Origin of the sequence: Subsaximicrobium wynnwilliamsii (assembly GCF_007997225.1) — a bacterium.
GTDB lineage: Bacteria > Bacteroidota > Bacteroidia > Flavobacteriales > Flavobacteriaceae > Psychroserpens > Psychroserpens wynnwilliamsii.
Genome location: NZ_VORM01000030.1, coordinates 36,049 through 52,074 on the forward strand (window position 1 = coordinate 36,049; position 16,026 = coordinate 52,074).

16 protein-coding genes and 1 pseudogene are annotated in these 16,026 nt (G+C 35.2%); 8 read left to right on the forward strand and 9 right to left on the reverse strand.

What is annotated here, in order from left to right; translation table 11 throughout:
• Positions 1-9 precede the first annotated feature (9 nt).
• From ESY88_RS18125 to ESY88_RS18135, 3 genes are read right to left on the reverse strand one after another with little or no spacing between them, the layout of a single operon-like run.
• Complete coding sequence (locus ESY88_RS18125; RefSeq protein ID WP_147088095.1) at positions 10-2,409, reverse strand: TraG family conjugative transposon ATPase; 2,400 nt, start codon at positions 2,407-2,409, stop codon at positions 10-12.
• Positions 2,396-2,680, reverse strand: a complete 285-nt coding sequence (locus ESY88_RS18130; protein WP_147088096.1) for a hypothetical protein — start codon at positions 2,678-2,680, stop codon at positions 2,396-2,398. Before ESY88_RS18130 ends, ESY88_RS18125 begins: the two co-directional genes overlap by 14 nt.
• Positions 2,680-2,967, reverse strand: a complete 288-nt coding sequence (locus ESY88_RS18135) for a hypothetical protein (protein WP_147088097.1) — start codon at positions 2,965-2,967, stop codon at positions 2,680-2,682. The genes ESY88_RS18130 and ESY88_RS18135 overlap by 1 nt, the downstream gene beginning before the upstream one ends.
• A gap of 188 nt (positions 2,968-3,155) precedes the next feature.
• Between ESY88_RS18135 and ESY88_RS18140 the strand changes: the two genes are divergently transcribed.
• The 6 genes from ESY88_RS18140 to ESY88_RS18165 all read left to right on the forward strand — a co-directional run bounded on the left by ESY88_RS18140 (position 3,156) and on the right by ESY88_RS18165 (position 9,444).
• A complete protein-coding gene (locus tag ESY88_RS18140) occupies positions 3,156-3,797 on the forward strand; it encodes an N-acetylmuramoyl-L-alanine amidase family protein (RefSeq protein WP_147088098.1) in 642 nt (213 codons plus the stop codon).
• A gap of 219 nt (positions 3,798-4,016) precedes the next feature.
• A complete protein-coding gene (locus tag ESY88_RS18145) occupies positions 4,017-4,220 on the forward strand; it encodes a helix-turn-helix transcriptional regulator (protein WP_147088099.1) in 204 nt (67 codons plus the stop codon).
• Positions 4,220-6,565: a sensor histidine kinase gene (locus ESY88_RS18150; RefSeq protein WP_147088100.1), complete on the forward strand. Its 2,346-nt coding sequence runs from the start codon at positions 4,220-4,222 to the stop codon at positions 6,563-6,565. Before ESY88_RS18145 ends, ESY88_RS18150 begins: the two co-directional genes overlap by 1 nt.
• 4 nt (positions 6,566-6,569) lie before the next feature.
• Positions 6,570-7,229, forward strand: a complete 660-nt coding sequence (locus ESY88_RS18155; RefSeq protein WP_147088101.1) for a response regulator — start codon at positions 6,570-6,572, stop codon at positions 7,227-7,229.
• The gene (locus ESY88_RS18160; RefSeq protein ID WP_147088102.1) at positions 7,229-7,855 is read left to right on the forward strand and encodes an HNH endonuclease family protein; all 627 of its coding nucleotides are present in this window, start codon (positions 7,229-7,231) and stop codon (positions 7,853-7,855) included. Before ESY88_RS18155 ends, ESY88_RS18160 begins: the two co-directional genes overlap by 1 nt.
• Entirely contained in the window at positions 7,852-9,444 is a 1,593-nt protein-coding gene (locus tag ESY88_RS18165; RefSeq protein WP_147088103.1) for an Eco57I restriction-modification methylase domain-containing protein, read from the forward strand. The genes ESY88_RS18160 and ESY88_RS18165 overlap by 4 nt, the downstream gene beginning before the upstream one ends.
• Before the next feature lie 2 nt (positions 9,445-9,446).
• Here the strand turns inward: ESY88_RS18165 and ESY88_RS18170 are convergent, their stop codons facing one another.
• The 5 genes from ESY88_RS18170 to ESY88_RS18190 all read right to left on the reverse strand — a co-directional run bounded on the left by ESY88_RS18170 (position 9,447) and on the right by ESY88_RS18190 (position 14,677).
• Complete coding sequence (locus ESY88_RS18170) at positions 9,447-10,109, reverse strand: P-loop NTPase family protein (RefSeq protein ID WP_147088104.1); 663 nt, start codon at positions 10,107-10,109, stop codon at positions 9,447-9,449.
• On the reverse strand, positions 10,093-10,845 hold the full coding sequence (locus tag ESY88_RS18175) for a hypothetical protein (RefSeq protein ID WP_147088105.1): 753 nt from the start codon (positions 10,843-10,845) through the stop codon (positions 10,093-10,095). Before ESY88_RS18175 ends, ESY88_RS18170 begins: the two co-directional genes overlap by 17 nt.
• A gap of 3 nt (positions 10,846-10,848) precedes the next feature.
• The gene (locus tag ESY88_RS18180) at positions 10,849-11,133 is read right to left on the reverse strand and encodes a helix-turn-helix domain-containing protein (RefSeq protein ID WP_147088106.1); all 285 of its coding nucleotides are present in this window, start codon (positions 11,131-11,133) and stop codon (positions 10,849-10,851) included.
• Between the two features lie 275 nt (positions 11,134-11,408).
• Positions 11,409-12,248, reverse strand: a complete 840-nt coding sequence (locus ESY88_RS18185; protein ID WP_147088107.1) for an RteC domain-containing protein — start codon at positions 12,246-12,248, stop codon at positions 11,409-11,411.
• A gap of 29 nt (positions 12,249-12,277) precedes the next feature.
• On the reverse strand, positions 12,278-14,677 hold the full coding sequence (locus ESY88_RS18190) for an aminotransferase class I/II-fold pyridoxal phosphate-dependent enzyme (RefSeq protein WP_147088108.1): 2,400 nt from the start codon (positions 14,675-14,677) through the stop codon (positions 12,278-12,280).
• A 202-nt stretch (positions 14,678-14,879) separates the two neighbouring features.
• On the opposite strand from ESY88_RS18190, the gene ESY88_RS18195 reads away from it, so the two are divergent.
• The gene (locus ESY88_RS18195; protein ID WP_147088109.1) at positions 14,880-15,254 is read left to right on the forward strand and encodes a DUF7793 family protein; all 375 of its coding nucleotides are present in this window, start codon (positions 14,880-14,882) and stop codon (positions 15,252-15,254) included.
• Positions 15,255-15,326: 72 nt separating this feature from the next.
• Positions 15,327-15,947: a hypothetical protein gene (locus ESY88_RS18200; protein WP_147088110.1), complete on the forward strand. Its 621-nt coding sequence runs from the start codon at positions 15,327-15,329 to the stop codon at positions 15,945-15,947.
• Here ESY88_RS18200 and ESY88_RS18205 read toward each other — a convergent pair.
• Positions 15,912-16,026 (reverse strand): annotated as a pseudogene (locus tag ESY88_RS18205) (IS1595 family transposase); the annotation flags it as partial. The gene ESY88_RS18200 and the pseudogene ESY88_RS18205 sit on opposite strands and share 36 nt — an antisense overlap.

Sequence of the window (16,026 nt, forward strand, 5' to 3'; positions counted from 1 at the left end):
TGTTATTCTTTAGGAGTTAATGAAGATTTTTATGGCCTCTTCCATTGAGCCGGTTTTTTTATAAATTGCCATGATGGCATCGTTCTCTTTTCCATCAGTCAAGTAAGCTGCATATACCTCCTTCGGAACTTCAAGCCTGAAAACATTGCTCTCCCGACCAATTTTAATGAACATCTCGGTGTATTTGCGTGGCCCGGAGAGGTTGTTCTTGATGGATTTTAATTGGTTCAAATCGTGGCTTGAAAGGTTAAGCCGTTTGACCAGTTCATCATATCCTTTTTCATTGTTTAGGCTATAGATGACCTGGGTGTTTTCCAATATGCTTGCTGACGTTGAATTATTCGGTAGCTGGTTGATGGATTGCAGAATAATCCCAATTGCTCCGTTCTGTTTACGTATGGCTTGATAGTAGAATTCCACGCTTTCCAATACATTTTCAAACTTCAGTTGCTTTGCAAACTCATCAAAAAGTATGATACCTTTTTCAGCACGATTCTTCCAAATGGTTCTTTGGATTGCTGATTTAATCAGTTTCAACATTACAGACAGGATTTCCTTGTTATCCTTGACTTCATCCAATTCAAAAACAATCAGTCGTTTGTCCTCAATTTTATAGGTCTGGTCTTCGCTCACTTCAAACAGAAAGCTATATAGACCATCGCCGACGTATTCTGACATCACGTGTAAGAAGCTCGTGACATTGAAGTAGTCGGGATGGATTTTAAGATTGTCAAGAAGATCGTCTTGATTCGTTTCTATAAAGTTGTAGAAACCTTCCAAAGAATGATTTTCTGAGGTACTATCATAATAACATCGCAGTATTTTTTTGACGGAAACCGATTGTGCCTTGGTCACTTCCAAATCTGAAGCAAACAATTCAAACAGGAATACTGATAAATCTTCAAGACGTTCCGGTGTCAGGTCATTTTGATTGCTGATATAGAATGGATTAATACCTAAGTTCTTTCCGCTTTCATAACGCAGGACTGTGTATTGTTCAGGATAGAGCTTTGCAAATTTAGTGTACGAGCCACCCAAATCGATAATAACTAAGCGAACGCCACTTTCAAAATATTGGCGTAATATGTTATTAGCCAAAAAGGATTTGCCCTCACCTGTTGGCGCGAAAATGGCAAAGTTTCGAGCCTTGATGCGTTTCTTGCGTTCGTCCCAAACATCCTTCAGAACAGGGATGTTGTGTTCTCTATCATTGAAGATTATTCCTGTAGTATCCGATTTGTAATTGGTGTTATTTATAAACAGGCAAAGTGCGTGTTTTAGATCTGTAACGTATAAATCGTTATTCGAAAAATTGGAAGAGAAGCAGCAGTAACTGTTGAGTATGTAATTCTTGCGTTCTTCGCCTCGCGGATAGTAGGGAATGATATCCAGTTCCTTGAATTCAGTTTTAATCTTTGAAGTTATTTTGTCCAATTCCTTCGCTTCCTTTGCCCAGTAAACAATATTGAGATGACCACGAATAATGCGTGCATTGTCATCGGCGTTGATCTGATCTAGGATGTGTTGAATTTTTTCAAGAACCACTTTATTTTGTGAACCAAAATTTGAACTTTTGTTCAGTTCCTCGATTTTTTTATCGAGCAGCTTGCGCCATTTTTGTTTATCGTCTAGATAGATAATCTGATTAACAATATGATTTTCATTAAGCGTAAGCCCTAGACCATCAATAAACCCTTGATGAAACACAAAATCGTCTGAAGTGAATTTCTCATTGGTCTTGCTACTCTGTACACTTTCGCCAAAGCACAGTTCGCTATTGATGGCAAGGGCATCAAAATGGTTTTCGCCAATAGTGACGCTTTTTTTGTCTAGTATGATGTCGGTGTCAAAGCCTTCGTTGAATCCATTGAAATAGCCATTGGTCAACTGCTGAATCTGTTCCGCTATAAGCGGAAGGAATGCCATTTTTCTACTGTTATTTATAAAGGAAACCGAATCGCTGACCGAGTTGGCGAAGCTCTTTATGTTATCATCCAGTTCCTGAATAATTCCCTTGGAAACCTTACGGAAGGGATTGATATATTTTGGATTGTTGAGCGATTTATTTTTAGTCAAAATGAAGAACAAATAGCACTTGTGCTCAATATGATCGCGACCTTTGAAATGCTCGTGTGTGGCTTTTTCTAAAAAGGTTTTATTGGGAAGTTGTTCTGAAGAATAAGATTTCTTCAAGTAGATGTCCTGTTTGTGAACCACAGTTCCCACAGGCAAGGATTTCAAAGCTTGAAACCAGGCACCGTGCATATCTTCAAAATCCTTTTCGGATAAGGAATAGATTTCTGGCAGATTTCCTTCATAGCACAAGATTACATTGCCATTGTTGGCAAACAAGATATTGTCTTGAATATCCGCAATGGGTTGATATGCCGAAAGGTTAATCTTGTTCATAATCGAAGCCTGAATTTCTTTTGTTACTTATGATTCTTGGGAAGGCTTTGGCCATTTGAAAAAGTTGTGGGTTTTGGTTGATTCTTGTTAATGCGATATATAAGCCAGCATTAAATATTAAAATACCTATAACCATCCCGAAGCTGAATGAGAAGATGATGACCAGGAGTGAAACAAGTATGGCAACCATCATCAAAGCAAACAGGGAAATAGGCAGCCCAAAAATGACTGCCCGTTTCCTAATGTTTTTATAGATCTCAAATCGCTTCATTAAACTACGATTGAAATCAGATAAGTAAATATGCCTACCACTGCGCCAGCAATAAGAACAAATACAAGTACTCGTGTTATTCCTTTTTTGAGATCTGCATTCTCCCCAAAGAAATGTCCGGCATTAAATAGAAAGCCAACAAGAAAGATTACCCCTAGAATGATAGGAAATATGGATCTGATAGTATTAGCAACATCATCAACGGAATCTTCGATTCCTCCAATTTGTGCAAATAGCGTAGTGGATAACAGTGACAGAAATGTTGCCAAATAGAGTGATTTTTTCATAACGGAAAGTTTAGATTATTGATTCGTTTTCGTTATTGGAAATTTACATATATTTGTTTATAAATTACTGAAAATCAATTATTTGTGAGTAAAATATTGTTAGATATAGTTTGGGTTCGGTTGTTATTATTTGGCATCAAAATTTATGGAAATTGGACTTGCAGTTGGTCATAACCTGAAAATTGAAAATGAAAAAAGTTCTGAAAAACGTCAGTTTTGTCTTTTTGCTTCTAAAAATGTGTATCGTTTTTGGACAAGAATCAGCAACTCAAAAACGAATTGTAATTGATGTTGGACACGGTGGAAAAGATTCTGGTGCAATTGGTATAAATGGCATTCAAGAAAAAGATGTTGTACTCGATATTGCTTTGGAAATTTTGAAGTTAAACGAAAATTCAGAAATGCCACTTGATATCTATTTGACGAGATATAGCGATACGCTTATTTCTTTAACCGATAGGAGCAAATTGTCCAAAGCTTTGGAAGCAGATATTTTTATTTCTTTGCATTGCAATCATTCAGATAATCCAAGCGCTAGAGGGATTGAAGTTTATGTGGCCAATGCCACTTCAAAATACTCAGAGATAGCCGTTTGGTTTGCTTTTCAATTGCAAGATGCGTTCAGAGAACAATTGGGTTTTGAGAGTAGGGGTGTGAAGTTTGCGAATTTTCAGGTGTTGAGGGAAACTGTTGATTATTGTCCTTCCGTGCTTTTGGAATTCGGGTTTTTATCGTCTTATGATGAGGCAATATATTTGACTAAAGGAGAAAAACAAAGTGGTATTGCGCTTGTGGTTCTCAAATCCATTATTAAAATTTTACAATTTTGACAGAGTTTTATATTAAGGTTATTTGTTGTTTGAAGGAATTATTTAAGTCAACTTATAGTATAGTTGTAACTATCTTCAAGAAGATACCTGAAAATTACTTGTAATTATTTTGATAAGGATTTTAAAATTGCAATTTTGTAATGGCATAACTCAAATAACTGATTTTTTAGTGAAAAGTATGCTAATACTTAAATATATTTGTGTTTTAGGTTAATATTTATGTCAGCATCGAGCAATTATAATCGGATAAAGCAAGTTCTCGTGGAAAATAATAAATCCAACAAGTGGTTAGCAGAAAAACTAAAAATGAGTGAAACTACAGTTTCAAACTGGTGCACTAATAATCGACAACCATCTTTACCAACGTTATTTAAAATAGCAAGTGCTTTAGAAATTAGTCCTAAAAACTTAATTAACGCATAGTGAGTAAAACTGAAGAAATACAAGCCAAATTACTTTTAGCGATACAAAGTGTTCCGCCTAATTTGGATGACATATTGTTTTTATCTAGAGAACTAGCGAAACAAGATCCTCATAATCAAAGGTTTTATATAGACGCTAAAACACTAATTCATCTTGGTAGGGATAGTATCAAAGATCATTCTACAGCTTTACTTGAATTAGTGAAGAATAGTTATGATGCTGACGCAACTAAAGTGGATATTGAAATTTTTTCAGAGACTAAAGATTTAATTCGAGTTGCTGATAACGGTTTTGGTATGACATCTGATGAGCTGAAAAACAGTTGGTTGCGAATTGGCTATTCTGGTAAACGTGTTTCTACAAAAAGTAAGTTAGGTCGTCGTAAAACTGGAGAGAAAGGAATTGGACGTATATCAACTGATAGATTAGGTTCTATACTTGAATTAAGAACTAAATCAAAAAATGATAAACTAACAGGACTAAAAGTAAATTGGGATGATTTTGATGTAGAAGGAAAATCTCTTTCAGACATTAGAGTAGAAATATTTGAACCTAGTGAAATCAGCCTTCCTGTTAAAGATGGTAAACCATCAGCTACTGGAACTGAAATTATTATTGAAAGACAAAGGCAACCTTGGTCAAAACTAAATATTGAGAATTTACAGCAAGAGCTATCTGCTCTTACACCGCCATTTGAAGATGTTCAAGACTTCAAAATATCTCTCGTTAACGATATATATCCTCTACCATCCGAAGAAATTAATTCAAATTATTTAAATGCTGCGGAAATTAAAATAGAAGCTTATTACCCAGGTACTGGTTCAGAAATTATTTATACTTATTGGGACAAGTATAATGGTAAAGAAGTGATAGAGAAAATAGAATGGTCAAATTTATTAACTCGAACCGGAATGGATACTAGTAATTTGATTGATAACCAAATTAGGTCGGGTTCTATGACTATAAAGCTATATTTCTTTTTGAGAGAAGGTGCTTCGGTTAAAGATTTAGATTTTAATTTAACAAAGCTTAGAGAATTTCTAGATAACAATGCTGGTATTAAAATATATCGTGATAGGATAGTTGTAAAACCTTACGGTTTTCCAAGCTCTCAATTTGGTTATGACTGGTTAGGTTTGGCAGATAGGAAGGCGAAAGATCCTGCTGGTATCAGTAGGTCAAAAAATTATAGTGTAACGCCTAATCAATTGGTTGGTGCTGTTTTTATAGCTAGAGATTCAAATATTGAATTGGCTGATAGTGCAGCGCGAGAAGGACTTGTAGAGTCAGAAGCATTTTATGACCTTAAGAGTTTAGTAATGGGTACTGTAAATATGTTGGAATCTTACAGAACTAAACTAATTCCAAAAATAAATGAAGCAAAAAGAAAATCTCGAACTAAAGAGTCGCGTACAGAACGTATTATTAAAGCATTAAATAGTGTAGAGAAAGATCTTTACTCAATTAATCTAGAAATTCAGAATAATACGGATATAAAAACCCATCTAAAGGAAAGAGTTCAAAAAAACATAAATCAATTAAGTGGTACGACAGATAAAGTTGAAAAAACAATAACAGAACTATTAAACTGGAACAGAACACTTAGTGGGTTAGCTACAATAGGTATATCATCAGCAGTTTTTGGGCACGAAACTGAAGGTTCTATAACTCAATTAAAAGGTTCTGTTATGGCTGCAAAACTCGCTTTGTCGAGAAAGGATCCTAACGTTGAAGAAGCTCTTAATGAAATCGCGAAAGCAGTCACTTCTTCCACAAAGGTAGCAGCTTGGGGTGCTTACGCTCTAACTCGCGTTCAAAGAGAAAAAAGGAGCAAAAAAGATGTCAATATTGGAAAAATCATTAATTCAGTCGTTAATGAATTAGAACCTGCATACAGAGCTGCCTCAATTACATTAAATATGAATCTAAAGGATGTTTATACCTATACTTATCAAATGGACATTGAGACGTTATTGATAAATCTAATGACCAATGCCTATACTGCTGCAACAAATAAATCTGGAAAAAGGGTTATAAATATTCAGTTGATAGAAGAAGATTTAAAAGAATCAAAGAGACTAGTAGAGAATGGGTATGCACTAATAATTTCAGATTCAGGACCAGGTGTGTCTAAAGAATATGAGCATCGTTTATTCGAACCACTATTTTCAACGAAGGTTAATCCTAGTATGGGGAGTAAAAGTATAGGAACAGGTTTAGGCTTAACAGTAGTTAATTCTATTGTTCAAGATTTAAATGGTAAAATTACTTTTGATAAAGATCCAGAATTAAAAGGAGCTAGATTCAAAATATGGTTGCCTAAAGAGAGAAAAACAATTATTTAAAATTATGAGTAAAATTGCCATTATTGATGACGATAAATCACAGAGAGAAACTTTAAAGTCAATTTTAAAGTCTCATTTATATAATCTAGAATCAAACCTTGAGGTAATTGATACTTTCCCTTTTCCTGATGATTTGATTTATGAATACAATGAATGGATTGAGCAAAACGAAATTGTATGCTTAATATTTGATGAACAAATGCACAATGATTCCGAGGAGAATAGTGAACCAGTTGGCTATCGTGGTAATCAATTGGTTATGGAAATTAGAAAAACCTATAAAGATATTCCTATCTATGTTATTACATCTCATAAAAACGATGATGATTTGCAAGCAAAATTTAGTGAGTTTGAAGATATTATAGGTAGGGAAGAGTTTATTTTAGATGGAGAGAAATATGTTAAAAGATTCCTACGTGCTAGTCAAGGTTTTCTTGAAGAGCATATATCCGAACTTTCTGAATTAAAAGAACTATCAGAATTGGTGGCATCAGGTAAAAGCAGTGATGAAGATTTAGTAAAACTTAAGGCTTTACAGCTTAAGCTTAATATAACATTAGATAGTAGTTTAGGCGAAAGAAAAGATTGGCTAGATGATTACGAGTCTAAAATTCAATTTCTTGAGAAATTACAGAAGAAGATAGAAAATAAAATCACAGAGTAATGAACTGGAGATTAATTGTAAAAGATAAAACAAAACAGCCTAAAGAAGGTAGTTACTCAGATTGGAAAGAACAGATTGCAAAAGAATGTAATTATCAATGTATTTATTGTTCAATTAATGAAGCGCAGTTTGGTGGTATTGACCATTATCATATAGAGCATCATAAGCCTAAGTCTATTTCTAGATTTAAAAGTTTAGAGGATGATATATGTAACCTATTTTATTGTTGTCCAATTTGTAATAGATTTAAAAGTAATGATTGGCCAAATGATGCAGATGATTTAAACATAGCCTGTTATCCAGATCCATCCGAATATGATTATTCAGAACTATTCGATATAAGTTCTGATAATTATAAAGTTTATGGAATATATGTGAGTACTAAGTATATGACTGAGCGATTATATTTGAACAGACCTCAATTATTATATGAAAGAAGAGAATCATTTCTAAGAGATAGAGAACAAAAAGCTCTAGAAGCTATTGATGAATTATTAGAGAAATTAAATAATAATGAAGACTTTGATATGCTGAAAGAGTCTTCAAGAGCAGTAATTGACTTGAATAAAACGATACAAAAGCGTAGTAAAATACGTCCATATAAACTAGCTGAAATTAGAAAGTGAATAAAAAAAACTCAGGATCATATTATACACCTATTCGGTTGGCAAATTTCATTGCAGATTATTGTCTTGAAAATTTTGATCAAAACAATATTTCTATTTTAGAACCAAGTGTAGGAGATGGTAATTTTGCAGCAGCAATTTCTAATAATATTCAATTAAATAGATTTCAAAATACAACTCTTACCATAGTTGAAAGAGAGCTGGATGAATTAAATAAAGCAATAGATAGATGTAATCCGCAAGTTAATCTTAATTCTATCCCAAGCGACTATTTAGATTTTCATAATTCCGATGATAATTTTTATTCTTTGATAATTGGAAATCCACCTTACATAAAAAGTACATTGCTCTCAGATGAACAAAAACACCTCTGTAAATCAATTCATATTGATAGTGGGTTAAAAGACAAAAAAATTAATAATATATGGACAGCATTTTTAGTTAGTGCTATTCAAAAAATAGAGAATAATGGTGTTATCGCATTTGTTCTTCCCTTAGAATTACTTCAGGTAAAGTTTTCAGAAGAAATTAGAGACTTACTGAAATCAAGTTTTGAAAGACTCGAAGTGTTTATGTTTGATGAATTGCAATTTCAAGAATGTAAAGGACAAGATACGGTGTTAATAGTAGGATATAATCAGCATCAAGTACAAGGCACTTATTACACTACGGTAGGAAGTATCGAAGAATTAGAGAATAGAAGTTTTACATTGATGCAAAATATTTCTGTGTCTGAATCAAATACCAAATGGACACATCATTTCTTGTCACCAGATGAACATCACTTCTTAGAGAATTTAAAATCTAAACTAGATTTAACAACTCACTATGTGGATAATAAAGCCGGTATAGTTACAGCTGCTAATGATTATTTCATAGTCAATGATGAAGTTGTCACTAAAAATAGACTAAGATTCTACTCTAAACCTATTGTTCAAAAGGGATTTTACGTAAATGGTTCTGTTACATTTGAAGATGAAGATTTTAATAAATTAGTTGAAGATGACAAACCAGCTTATCTCTTAGATTTTAATAGGGCCAATCCAGATAAATTATCTAAAAGTGTTTTATGTTATTTGGATATAGGAACCGAAAGAAAATTAGAAACTAGATTTAAATGTCGCCAAAGAAAACATTGGTATCAAGTTCCTAATATAGCAAAGCAATCAGAAGCTTTCTTTTTCAAAAGAGCGCACGAATATCCAAAACTACTAAAGAATAACGCAGAAGCTTATGTGACAGATAGTGCTTATATGGTTGAATCAAAAGAAGGATATAATATTGAAAATATTATATTTTCATTTTATAATTCTTTGACACTTGCATTTGCCGAGTTAGAAGGTCGCTATTATGGTGGTGGAGTATTGGAAATAACACCAAATGAATTTAGATCATTACCATTACCATATGAGGTAGTCCAAGACTTTGAACAATATAGAAATGACTTTAAGAATAAAAAAAGTATTGAGGATATCCTGGTTAAATATAATTTTAAGATTTTAAATTCTGCTTTGGGCTTGAATATAGAAGAAATAGAAAGAATCGAAGCTATTAGAAAAAAGTTAGTTGCTAAGAGAATGAAAAAATAACTTTATTTCCGCTTATCCCCAGCACCCTTATCAAAAGCAATTAAATTAAACATTTCTCGCATCCGGCTGCGAACACGATTTCCATAGCGTTCTTCTAGTTCCTCAGCGTTCAGATTTGTAGTAGCGTGGGTTTTAATTTTATGTTTGGTTTTTAAATATAATTCATAACGAGATAAGAGCACTTCACCCATCACATTGAGATCTTTCCCGTAAAATCGTCCAGCAGGCTCTACACCCAAATCGTCAAAACAGAAAAATTTCGTACTTCCATATTCCTCGATGGTTTTAAAACCAAGATGATTAAAACTGAAAGCCACATTCCGGCAGGGAATCATCTCATACGGTCTTTGCATCGGGACGATGTGCCGCAACAATTTCATTAAAGTGGTCTTTCCGCATCCTACAGGGCCAGAAAGTAAAATGCCTTTGTCAGGGTCTATGCCTTCCTTTTGACAATTCTCTTTGTCCTTGATGAAATAGTAGCATAGTTTACGAATGATAACCGTGTCCTCATCGTAGATTCTGAAATTCTTACCAAAGAGCAATTTTCCCTTGGCATTTAGGTAAATCAGGATTTGATCAAAATCGTAAAGTACGCTTTTACCATCAAACTTCCCGAGCGAATATTCCACGCCACCTTCAGTAATTTTAGAGGGGTTGTCCATAGTCCTTGTTTTTAGTGGTTCGCAAGTTGTCCTTGATTTGGGACGCTTGATTTTTCTTTGGTATGTTTTCCTCGTCAAATAATTCGGTTCTATCCATCCAATTTTTGGCTAATGCTCGCCAATCTCGAATTTCTTTTCCATCACTTGTTTGCCAATTCCGAGTTTCGTAATGCTCGAAGAATTTTTTTGCTTCATCAGCATCAAAACCTTTTTCTTCGAAAAAATTAAAAACGGCCTGCCAGCCCTTTGGTTGTTTTATACTGTTTACTTGTTTGGTATTGTTTATAGTAGATACCAATGCTTGTCCACTGGTGGGACGGTGTGAGTCTACAGCTTGTCCAGATATGGGACACTGCTGTCCCGTTACCGGTACATTTCTGGGACGGTACTGTTCCGCAACCTGTTCTAATATGGGACTGTACCGTCCCAGAACAGGTTCATCACTTGTCCCGATAATGGCCATTTGGATCTTACTGCCTTTGTATGGATTGTTGGAAGGAAAATAATAAAGGTAGCCATAGGAATCTAGGTCGGTAACGCATCTGTGGTATGTAGATTTCGACCCTATTTTTGAGGCAAGCATCAAATCCCTGCGGTTTACGTAAAACTCGCCCGCAAAGCGGCTACTGTTCCATTCTTGAAACAGCGCCATATACAGACTGATATGGGTGGGGTTTAAGCGGTCATCAAAAAAGAAGGTTGAAAAAGCCGCATTAAGTAGCTTTATGTAGTTCATCGCTTAAGAATTTAAACCGTGCTGCACACGGTTCGCGGTCATCACATTTTGAATTTCCTCGGTATCGTAGTAGATGATTCCGCCAACCTTGGTGTAGGGCAGGGTGCCATTGATGCGAAGATTCTGTAGCGTGCCTGGACTTACTTGTAGCAGGTCCATAACCTCTGAGGATTTCAGATATTTTTTTAGCTTTCCTTTTGATTGTTTGGCTAAAAGATTTTTAATGTCATCGAGTAATTCCATTTTGAATTCCCGAAGATCGTCGGTGGTAATGATGCTTGTTGGCATAATAGAACGGTTTTTAAGAAAAGGGACTATCGCATCGCTGTCAATTGATTTGATAGCCCTTGACCTGATTTGACTTTCGTTCTACAAATTTGATATGATTTAATGTCTATTCATCAATAGTTTACCCAGAGTTGGGGATTTTTTTATTTTCATGAAATTTGATTTATTTTGGGGTTGCAACGGCAATTTAGTATGAATAACGAATGTCGTTATTATCTAAATTCAAGGAACCTGTAACACTCGTACGGTTTGCCCAAGTTGGGTTGAACTTGGGATTATTCATCAGAATCTTTAAAGCGTTTATTCAATGATTCAGTAAGGTTATCCAGAAATTTAGTTTTGCTGCGTTTTCTTGCCCTAATCTCAATAAAGGTATGGTAGTAGTTGCCTAGCTCAATGTTGAAGAGTTGCTCAAACATTGAGGCGAGTTCCTTGATATCGGCAGTACCGCTATTAATGGCGCCGCTACTGTGAAGGGCATAAATTAACTCAATTAATTGTGTTTTGCTTCCTGTCCAAAAAAGCTTTGAAGTTGCGTACTTCATGTTGTTGTTTATGGTTTCTGTGTTGGTTTGAAGTTTTTCAATTTCCTGTTGCAGATAAACGATGAGCATGTCATAAGCAATTATTGTGGCTACTGTTGCGTCTTGATACGTGGAAAATTGTTCGTCAATAATAAAATGGTAGGATTGAGTGGGAAGACGTAAGTAGGATTTGCCACGAACGAAATATTCCTCGTCAAGGGTAGTGGCGCCCATTCGGTAGTAATGATAGAAATCTAGGTTTTCATTAAAGAAAACCTGTAACTTATTGATATGGTTGTTGAGATACTTTATTTGAAATTTAGAACTGCTTCTGGGACGCTTACTCTCAATATTGAAAAGCCTGACGTAATAAATGAGTCTGCTGAATATCTGAGGCTTTACATGCTTAAAGAAGCTTATCTCCTCACCTTTGGAATTAAACCCTTTTTCGATGACTCTGCGTCGAAGTTTCTTGATGCATTTTTCGGTTTTGCTAATACCACTTTCCGCTTTATATAATACATCATCACTTTGGGATTCCAAAATTTCTAGATTTGTTTCAAACTCCAATATTAGTTCCTGATATTTCATTTGTATGTAAGGCCATAAATTTCATAATTTTAGCCCTCTAACAAACCCAAAAGTTCCAAACCATAATTATCGGATGTTTGGATGTAAGCAAACTTCTCATTAATGTTTGCTCCCAATTTCCGTTTTTCAAACGATGCCGTCAAACCTAAATCAATATGGCGAAGGTTTAATTGAATCGCTCGCTTGATGGTTTGGTATAGCAATTGTCTGTAAGTTTGATGGTTTTTTATATAGTCGTAGTCTAATCCTATCAAGGAGGGAACATAGGTTAGATTATTGTTTTTATAACAAAACATGATGCCGATCATTCTGTCATTGTTTTCCAAAGTATTAATTATTATAAACTCCCAATTTGGGTGGTGGGACATGTTTTCAAATAGTTTTGCTGGATATTTGAAAGTGTTCAGTCCCAAATTATTTTCTCTGACATTGTTGTACAGGTTCTGAGCTTGCTTTATCTGCGAACCGTTGAGCTTTTGCACTATTGCAACATCCAGTTCTGACTCATGCTTAAGAATGTCATTTCTGAAATGCCTTTTGTTACGAGCAGATAAATTATTAATGTATTGCTCTATGGATTCTTCAGGGTGCAACTGAATTTGGCAAGCATCAGGCATTTGCAATCTTATAAAACCACGACCTTGAAAATAAGTGTGTAAATCTTCATTTCCGTCAAAATCGCGTAGAACAATCATTTTTGAATTCGATTCCACTTCTAATTTTTCAGTAGAATGCAGAAATAAATTCAACGCTTCTTGTTTTAAGGCGTGCTTCGTGTTAATGTAGAGGTGGTCGCCTTCAGTAAATAGACAACCAAGACTTAGTACTTTCGAAGTCATATAGTAAGGGTCTGTTTTCCGTTCGTCTTCTATAGTTTTAGAAGCGGAAACAGATGCGAGCATGTCTTCTTTCCATAAGCAAGCGCATAAAAATGAAGCCAGTACAGGAACATTCTTATTGTCATTAATAATGACATACCAAAATTTCCAATTATTTTCCTCGAGTTTATTGTTGCTAAAAGTTTCCTCTAAAAATTTAAGTCCATCCCAATCTTGCACGCCACAGGTTCCTACTAAAGTATTCCAGATATTCTTGTCAATTTTTGAAATGGAATCGACGAGTTGTATGGTCAAGTCATTATTGGAATCAAGAGCCGTTTTTTGTTTGGTTTCTAATTTGAATGCTTGGTAAACGCGATTCAAACTTGTGTTTGTTTCTTCAATTGCTTTGGGTAAGTGATATACCATCGCATCTACCAGTGCCTTGATCTCTTCATACTGGTTATGTCTTGATATCGTAATTCTTACACCGGTATTTTTGACTGGGACTGCGGGAAATAGGCCTAGGTTTACATAAAAACCATCTTTCATCAAGCGGTTAACAAAATTATAGCCTGTATTTGGCATTCCTGTACCGATGAAGAACACCGGCGAATCGTTTTTATCAATCAAGGGTAAATCCGTTTCCCTCAATAATTTATTAAAGTATTGTGTTCGTTCCTTAAGATCATTTTGCAAAGTATAAATTTCGGGCGTCAAATGGATTTTTGCAGAGGCAGTTGCAGCAGCTACAGATGCTGGTTCCAGTTGTGCGGAGAAAGTCAAAGGGCCGCCAAATGTCTTTATTTCCCGATACAATTTTTTGTTGGAGCAAACAAGTACAGAACCACTGGCACCAAAGGTTTTGCTCAAGGTTCCAAACAGTAGCATATTTTCTGAGAGTTCATTGATTTCACTCATCACATACCCCGTACCATTTTTACCTATCCAGCTCATTCCATGTACATCATCAAAATACAGATAGAGCTGAGGGTATTTTTCGCTCAGTGCTTTTAGGTCTTTGATAGGGGCATAATCTCCAAACATAGAATAAATGCCATCGGCCATGTACCAAATTCTTTTACGGGTACCGGATAGTGATTTGATCTTATCCTCCAACATGTTCAAATCATTATGTCTAACCATATCAACTGGCACGCTTCTAGTCTTGAGCATCTTTGCGGCACTTTGAACACTCCAATGCACCTGGTGATCCAAGATTATAGCATCCTGGTCTTTGACTGCGCTTGGAATGACCCCAAGATGCCCTAAGGTGCTGTTTTTCGTGATCACAACGGGGTTATTGTACATTTGGGTCACTTTTTCTTCCAATTCCCTGTACAAGGGATTGGATATGTAGGATTTGGATAAGGGAAATTGGGTGCCGAATCTTTCAATAGCGCTAATCGCAGCAGCTTTCAATCTTGGATCTTGCTCCAGACCTAAATATCCCGTAGTTCCAAAATGAAATAGGTTTTTGCCATTAACGCCAATTGTTCTACCTGAAAATGACTCGCCGTCTGCATATAAATGGAGGACACCCTCATCAATTGCGTCTGTAAATACATCATTTACAGTGTCTAGGAAATTGTTGTGTTTAATTTTTGCCATCTTTAAAAGTTTAGGACGATTAATTTAATAAGTTTTTGTAGGATTTATGTAATTATGCACATCCATAATCCTTTAGAGGCAAACGTTAATCCTTAGCAGACAATTACTAATCCATATTGACCAACCCTAATTAGAAAACAGGCAAATGTTATGTTGATTATTTTGTAAATTTATAATTGTAATAACCAGTTTTCAAAACCCCATGTCAACAACTACTAAAAACGCATACGCCAGTTATGAACTAATTGACGGAATTTTACATATTACTTATGCCAAGGACGTTATTTTGGATTTACCCGCGGCACTATATGTAGTAAAGGATCGGCTGAAAATGCATGAAGGTCGTTATTTCCCTGTATTATGTGACATTCGTTGCATAAAGGAAATCAATAAGGCCGCAAGATCCTATTTGTCGGTTGAAGGCTCAACGCTTATCAAGGCCGTGGCTTTTATCGTAGAATCCCCGGTATCGGAAATGTTATCTGAATTCTATCTCCGTACGAGTAAGCCACCTATCCCCAATGAATCCTTTAATACTATTGAGAGCGCCTTAAAGTTTCTCAATCAATACAGATAGTCTGGATTGAACAGCTCATATATTGAAGCATCCGCCTATCTGAGAGTTTTCATCATTTTAAAAGGAAAAATCATGGAGGACGATATTCTATACAGAATGCAGATCATTAATGAAATGTTGCTGGAAATGGCTTCTGGCAACTTCTATTATAGAATTGAGCGCTCTGAAAATGACGACAATATCGAGGCGCTTATTGCTACCTTGAATATGCTGGCGGAAGAAATCCAAGAAACCATAGTGCACCAAGGGTATGCAAATACAGAGCACACCACCCTTGATATTGTACAGATGAGTTTCATACTTAATTCTAAAGGATTTATTGAGATGGTCAACCAAAAGACCTGTAATATTCTTTCCGCTTTATATGATGATATTATAGGTAAGGATTTTGAGAATTTTCTGGCTAAAGCTAGTATCGCAAAATGGAAAGCAACATGGAACCTAATAAAGGAAAAGGAAATTTTTGATACTTCACTGGATTTGAACTTCAAATCGAAAGGAAAACTTATTATCCCGAAAATTGCTTATATCACGACCTTTATTGATAGGCTGAGCAAGGAAAATAAGACCTTAGTCACAGTTGTGCACCATTCCAATTTTAAAAAACAACTTGATGCCGATTTGAAGGAACGCGTAATTGGCAGCTTGTATATCCGTTTAGTGTCCATTAGCTGTAATGCTTGCTATTACTAGTCTATCAAAGATTCGCTCACCAAAATATCTTCGATTTAGCTTGTAAACAAACTCGTTTAGATAAAGTTGCAGATATTTT

Excerpts from the sequence above, each read along its gene's own strand:
- ESY88_RS18180 (WP_147088106.1), bottom strand. The coding sequence starts at position 11,133 with ATGCCAACAAGCATCATTACCACCGACGATCTTCGGGAATTCAAAATG.
- ESY88_RS18140 (WP_147088098.1), top strand. The coding sequence starts at position 3,156 with ATGAAAAAAGTTCTGAAAAACGTCAGTTTTGTCTTTTTGCTTCTAAAA.
- ESY88_RS18125 (WP_147088095.1), bottom strand. The coding sequence starts at position 2,409 with ATGAACAAGATTAACCTTTCGGCATATCAACCCATTGCGGATATTCAA.
- ESY88_RS18160 (WP_147088102.1), top strand. The coding sequence starts at position 7,229 with ATGAACTGGAGATTAATTGTAAAAGATAAAACAAAACAGCCTAAAGAA.
- ESY88_RS18195 (WP_147088109.1), top strand. The coding sequence starts at position 14,880 with ATGTCAACAACTACTAAAAACGCATACGCCAGTTATGAACTAATTGAC.
- ESY88_RS18185 (WP_147088107.1), bottom strand. The coding sequence starts at position 12,248 with ATGAAATATCAGGAACTAATATTGGAGTTTGAAACAAATCTAGAAATT.
- ESY88_RS18200 (WP_147088110.1), top strand. The coding sequence starts at position 15,327 with ATGGAGGACGATATTCTATACAGAATGCAGATCATTAATGAAATGTTG.
- ESY88_RS18135 (WP_147088097.1), bottom strand. The coding sequence starts at position 2,967 with ATGAAAAAATCACTCTATTTGGCAACATTTCTGTCACTGTTATCCACT.
- ESY88_RS18155 (WP_147088101.1), top strand. The coding sequence starts at position 6,570 with ATGAGTAAAATTGCCATTATTGATGACGATAAATCACAGAGAGAAACT.
- ESY88_RS18170 (WP_147088104.1), bottom strand. The coding sequence starts at position 10,109 with ATGGACAACCCCTCTAAAATTACTGAAGGTGGCGTGGAATATTCGCTC.
- ESY88_RS18145 (WP_147088099.1), top strand. The coding sequence starts at position 4,017 with ATGTCAGCATCGAGCAATTATAATCGGATAAAGCAAGTTCTCGTGGAA.
- ESY88_RS18190 (WP_147088108.1), bottom strand. The coding sequence starts at position 14,677 with ATGGCAAAAATTAAACACAACAATTTCCTAGACACTGTAAATGATGTA.
- ESY88_RS18175 (WP_147088105.1), bottom strand. The coding sequence starts at position 10,845 with ATGAACTACATAAAGCTACTTAATGCGGCTTTTTCAACCTTCTTTTTT.
- ESY88_RS18130 (WP_147088096.1), bottom strand. The coding sequence starts at position 2,680 with ATGAAGCGATTTGAGATCTATAAAAACATTAGGAAACGGGCAGTCATT.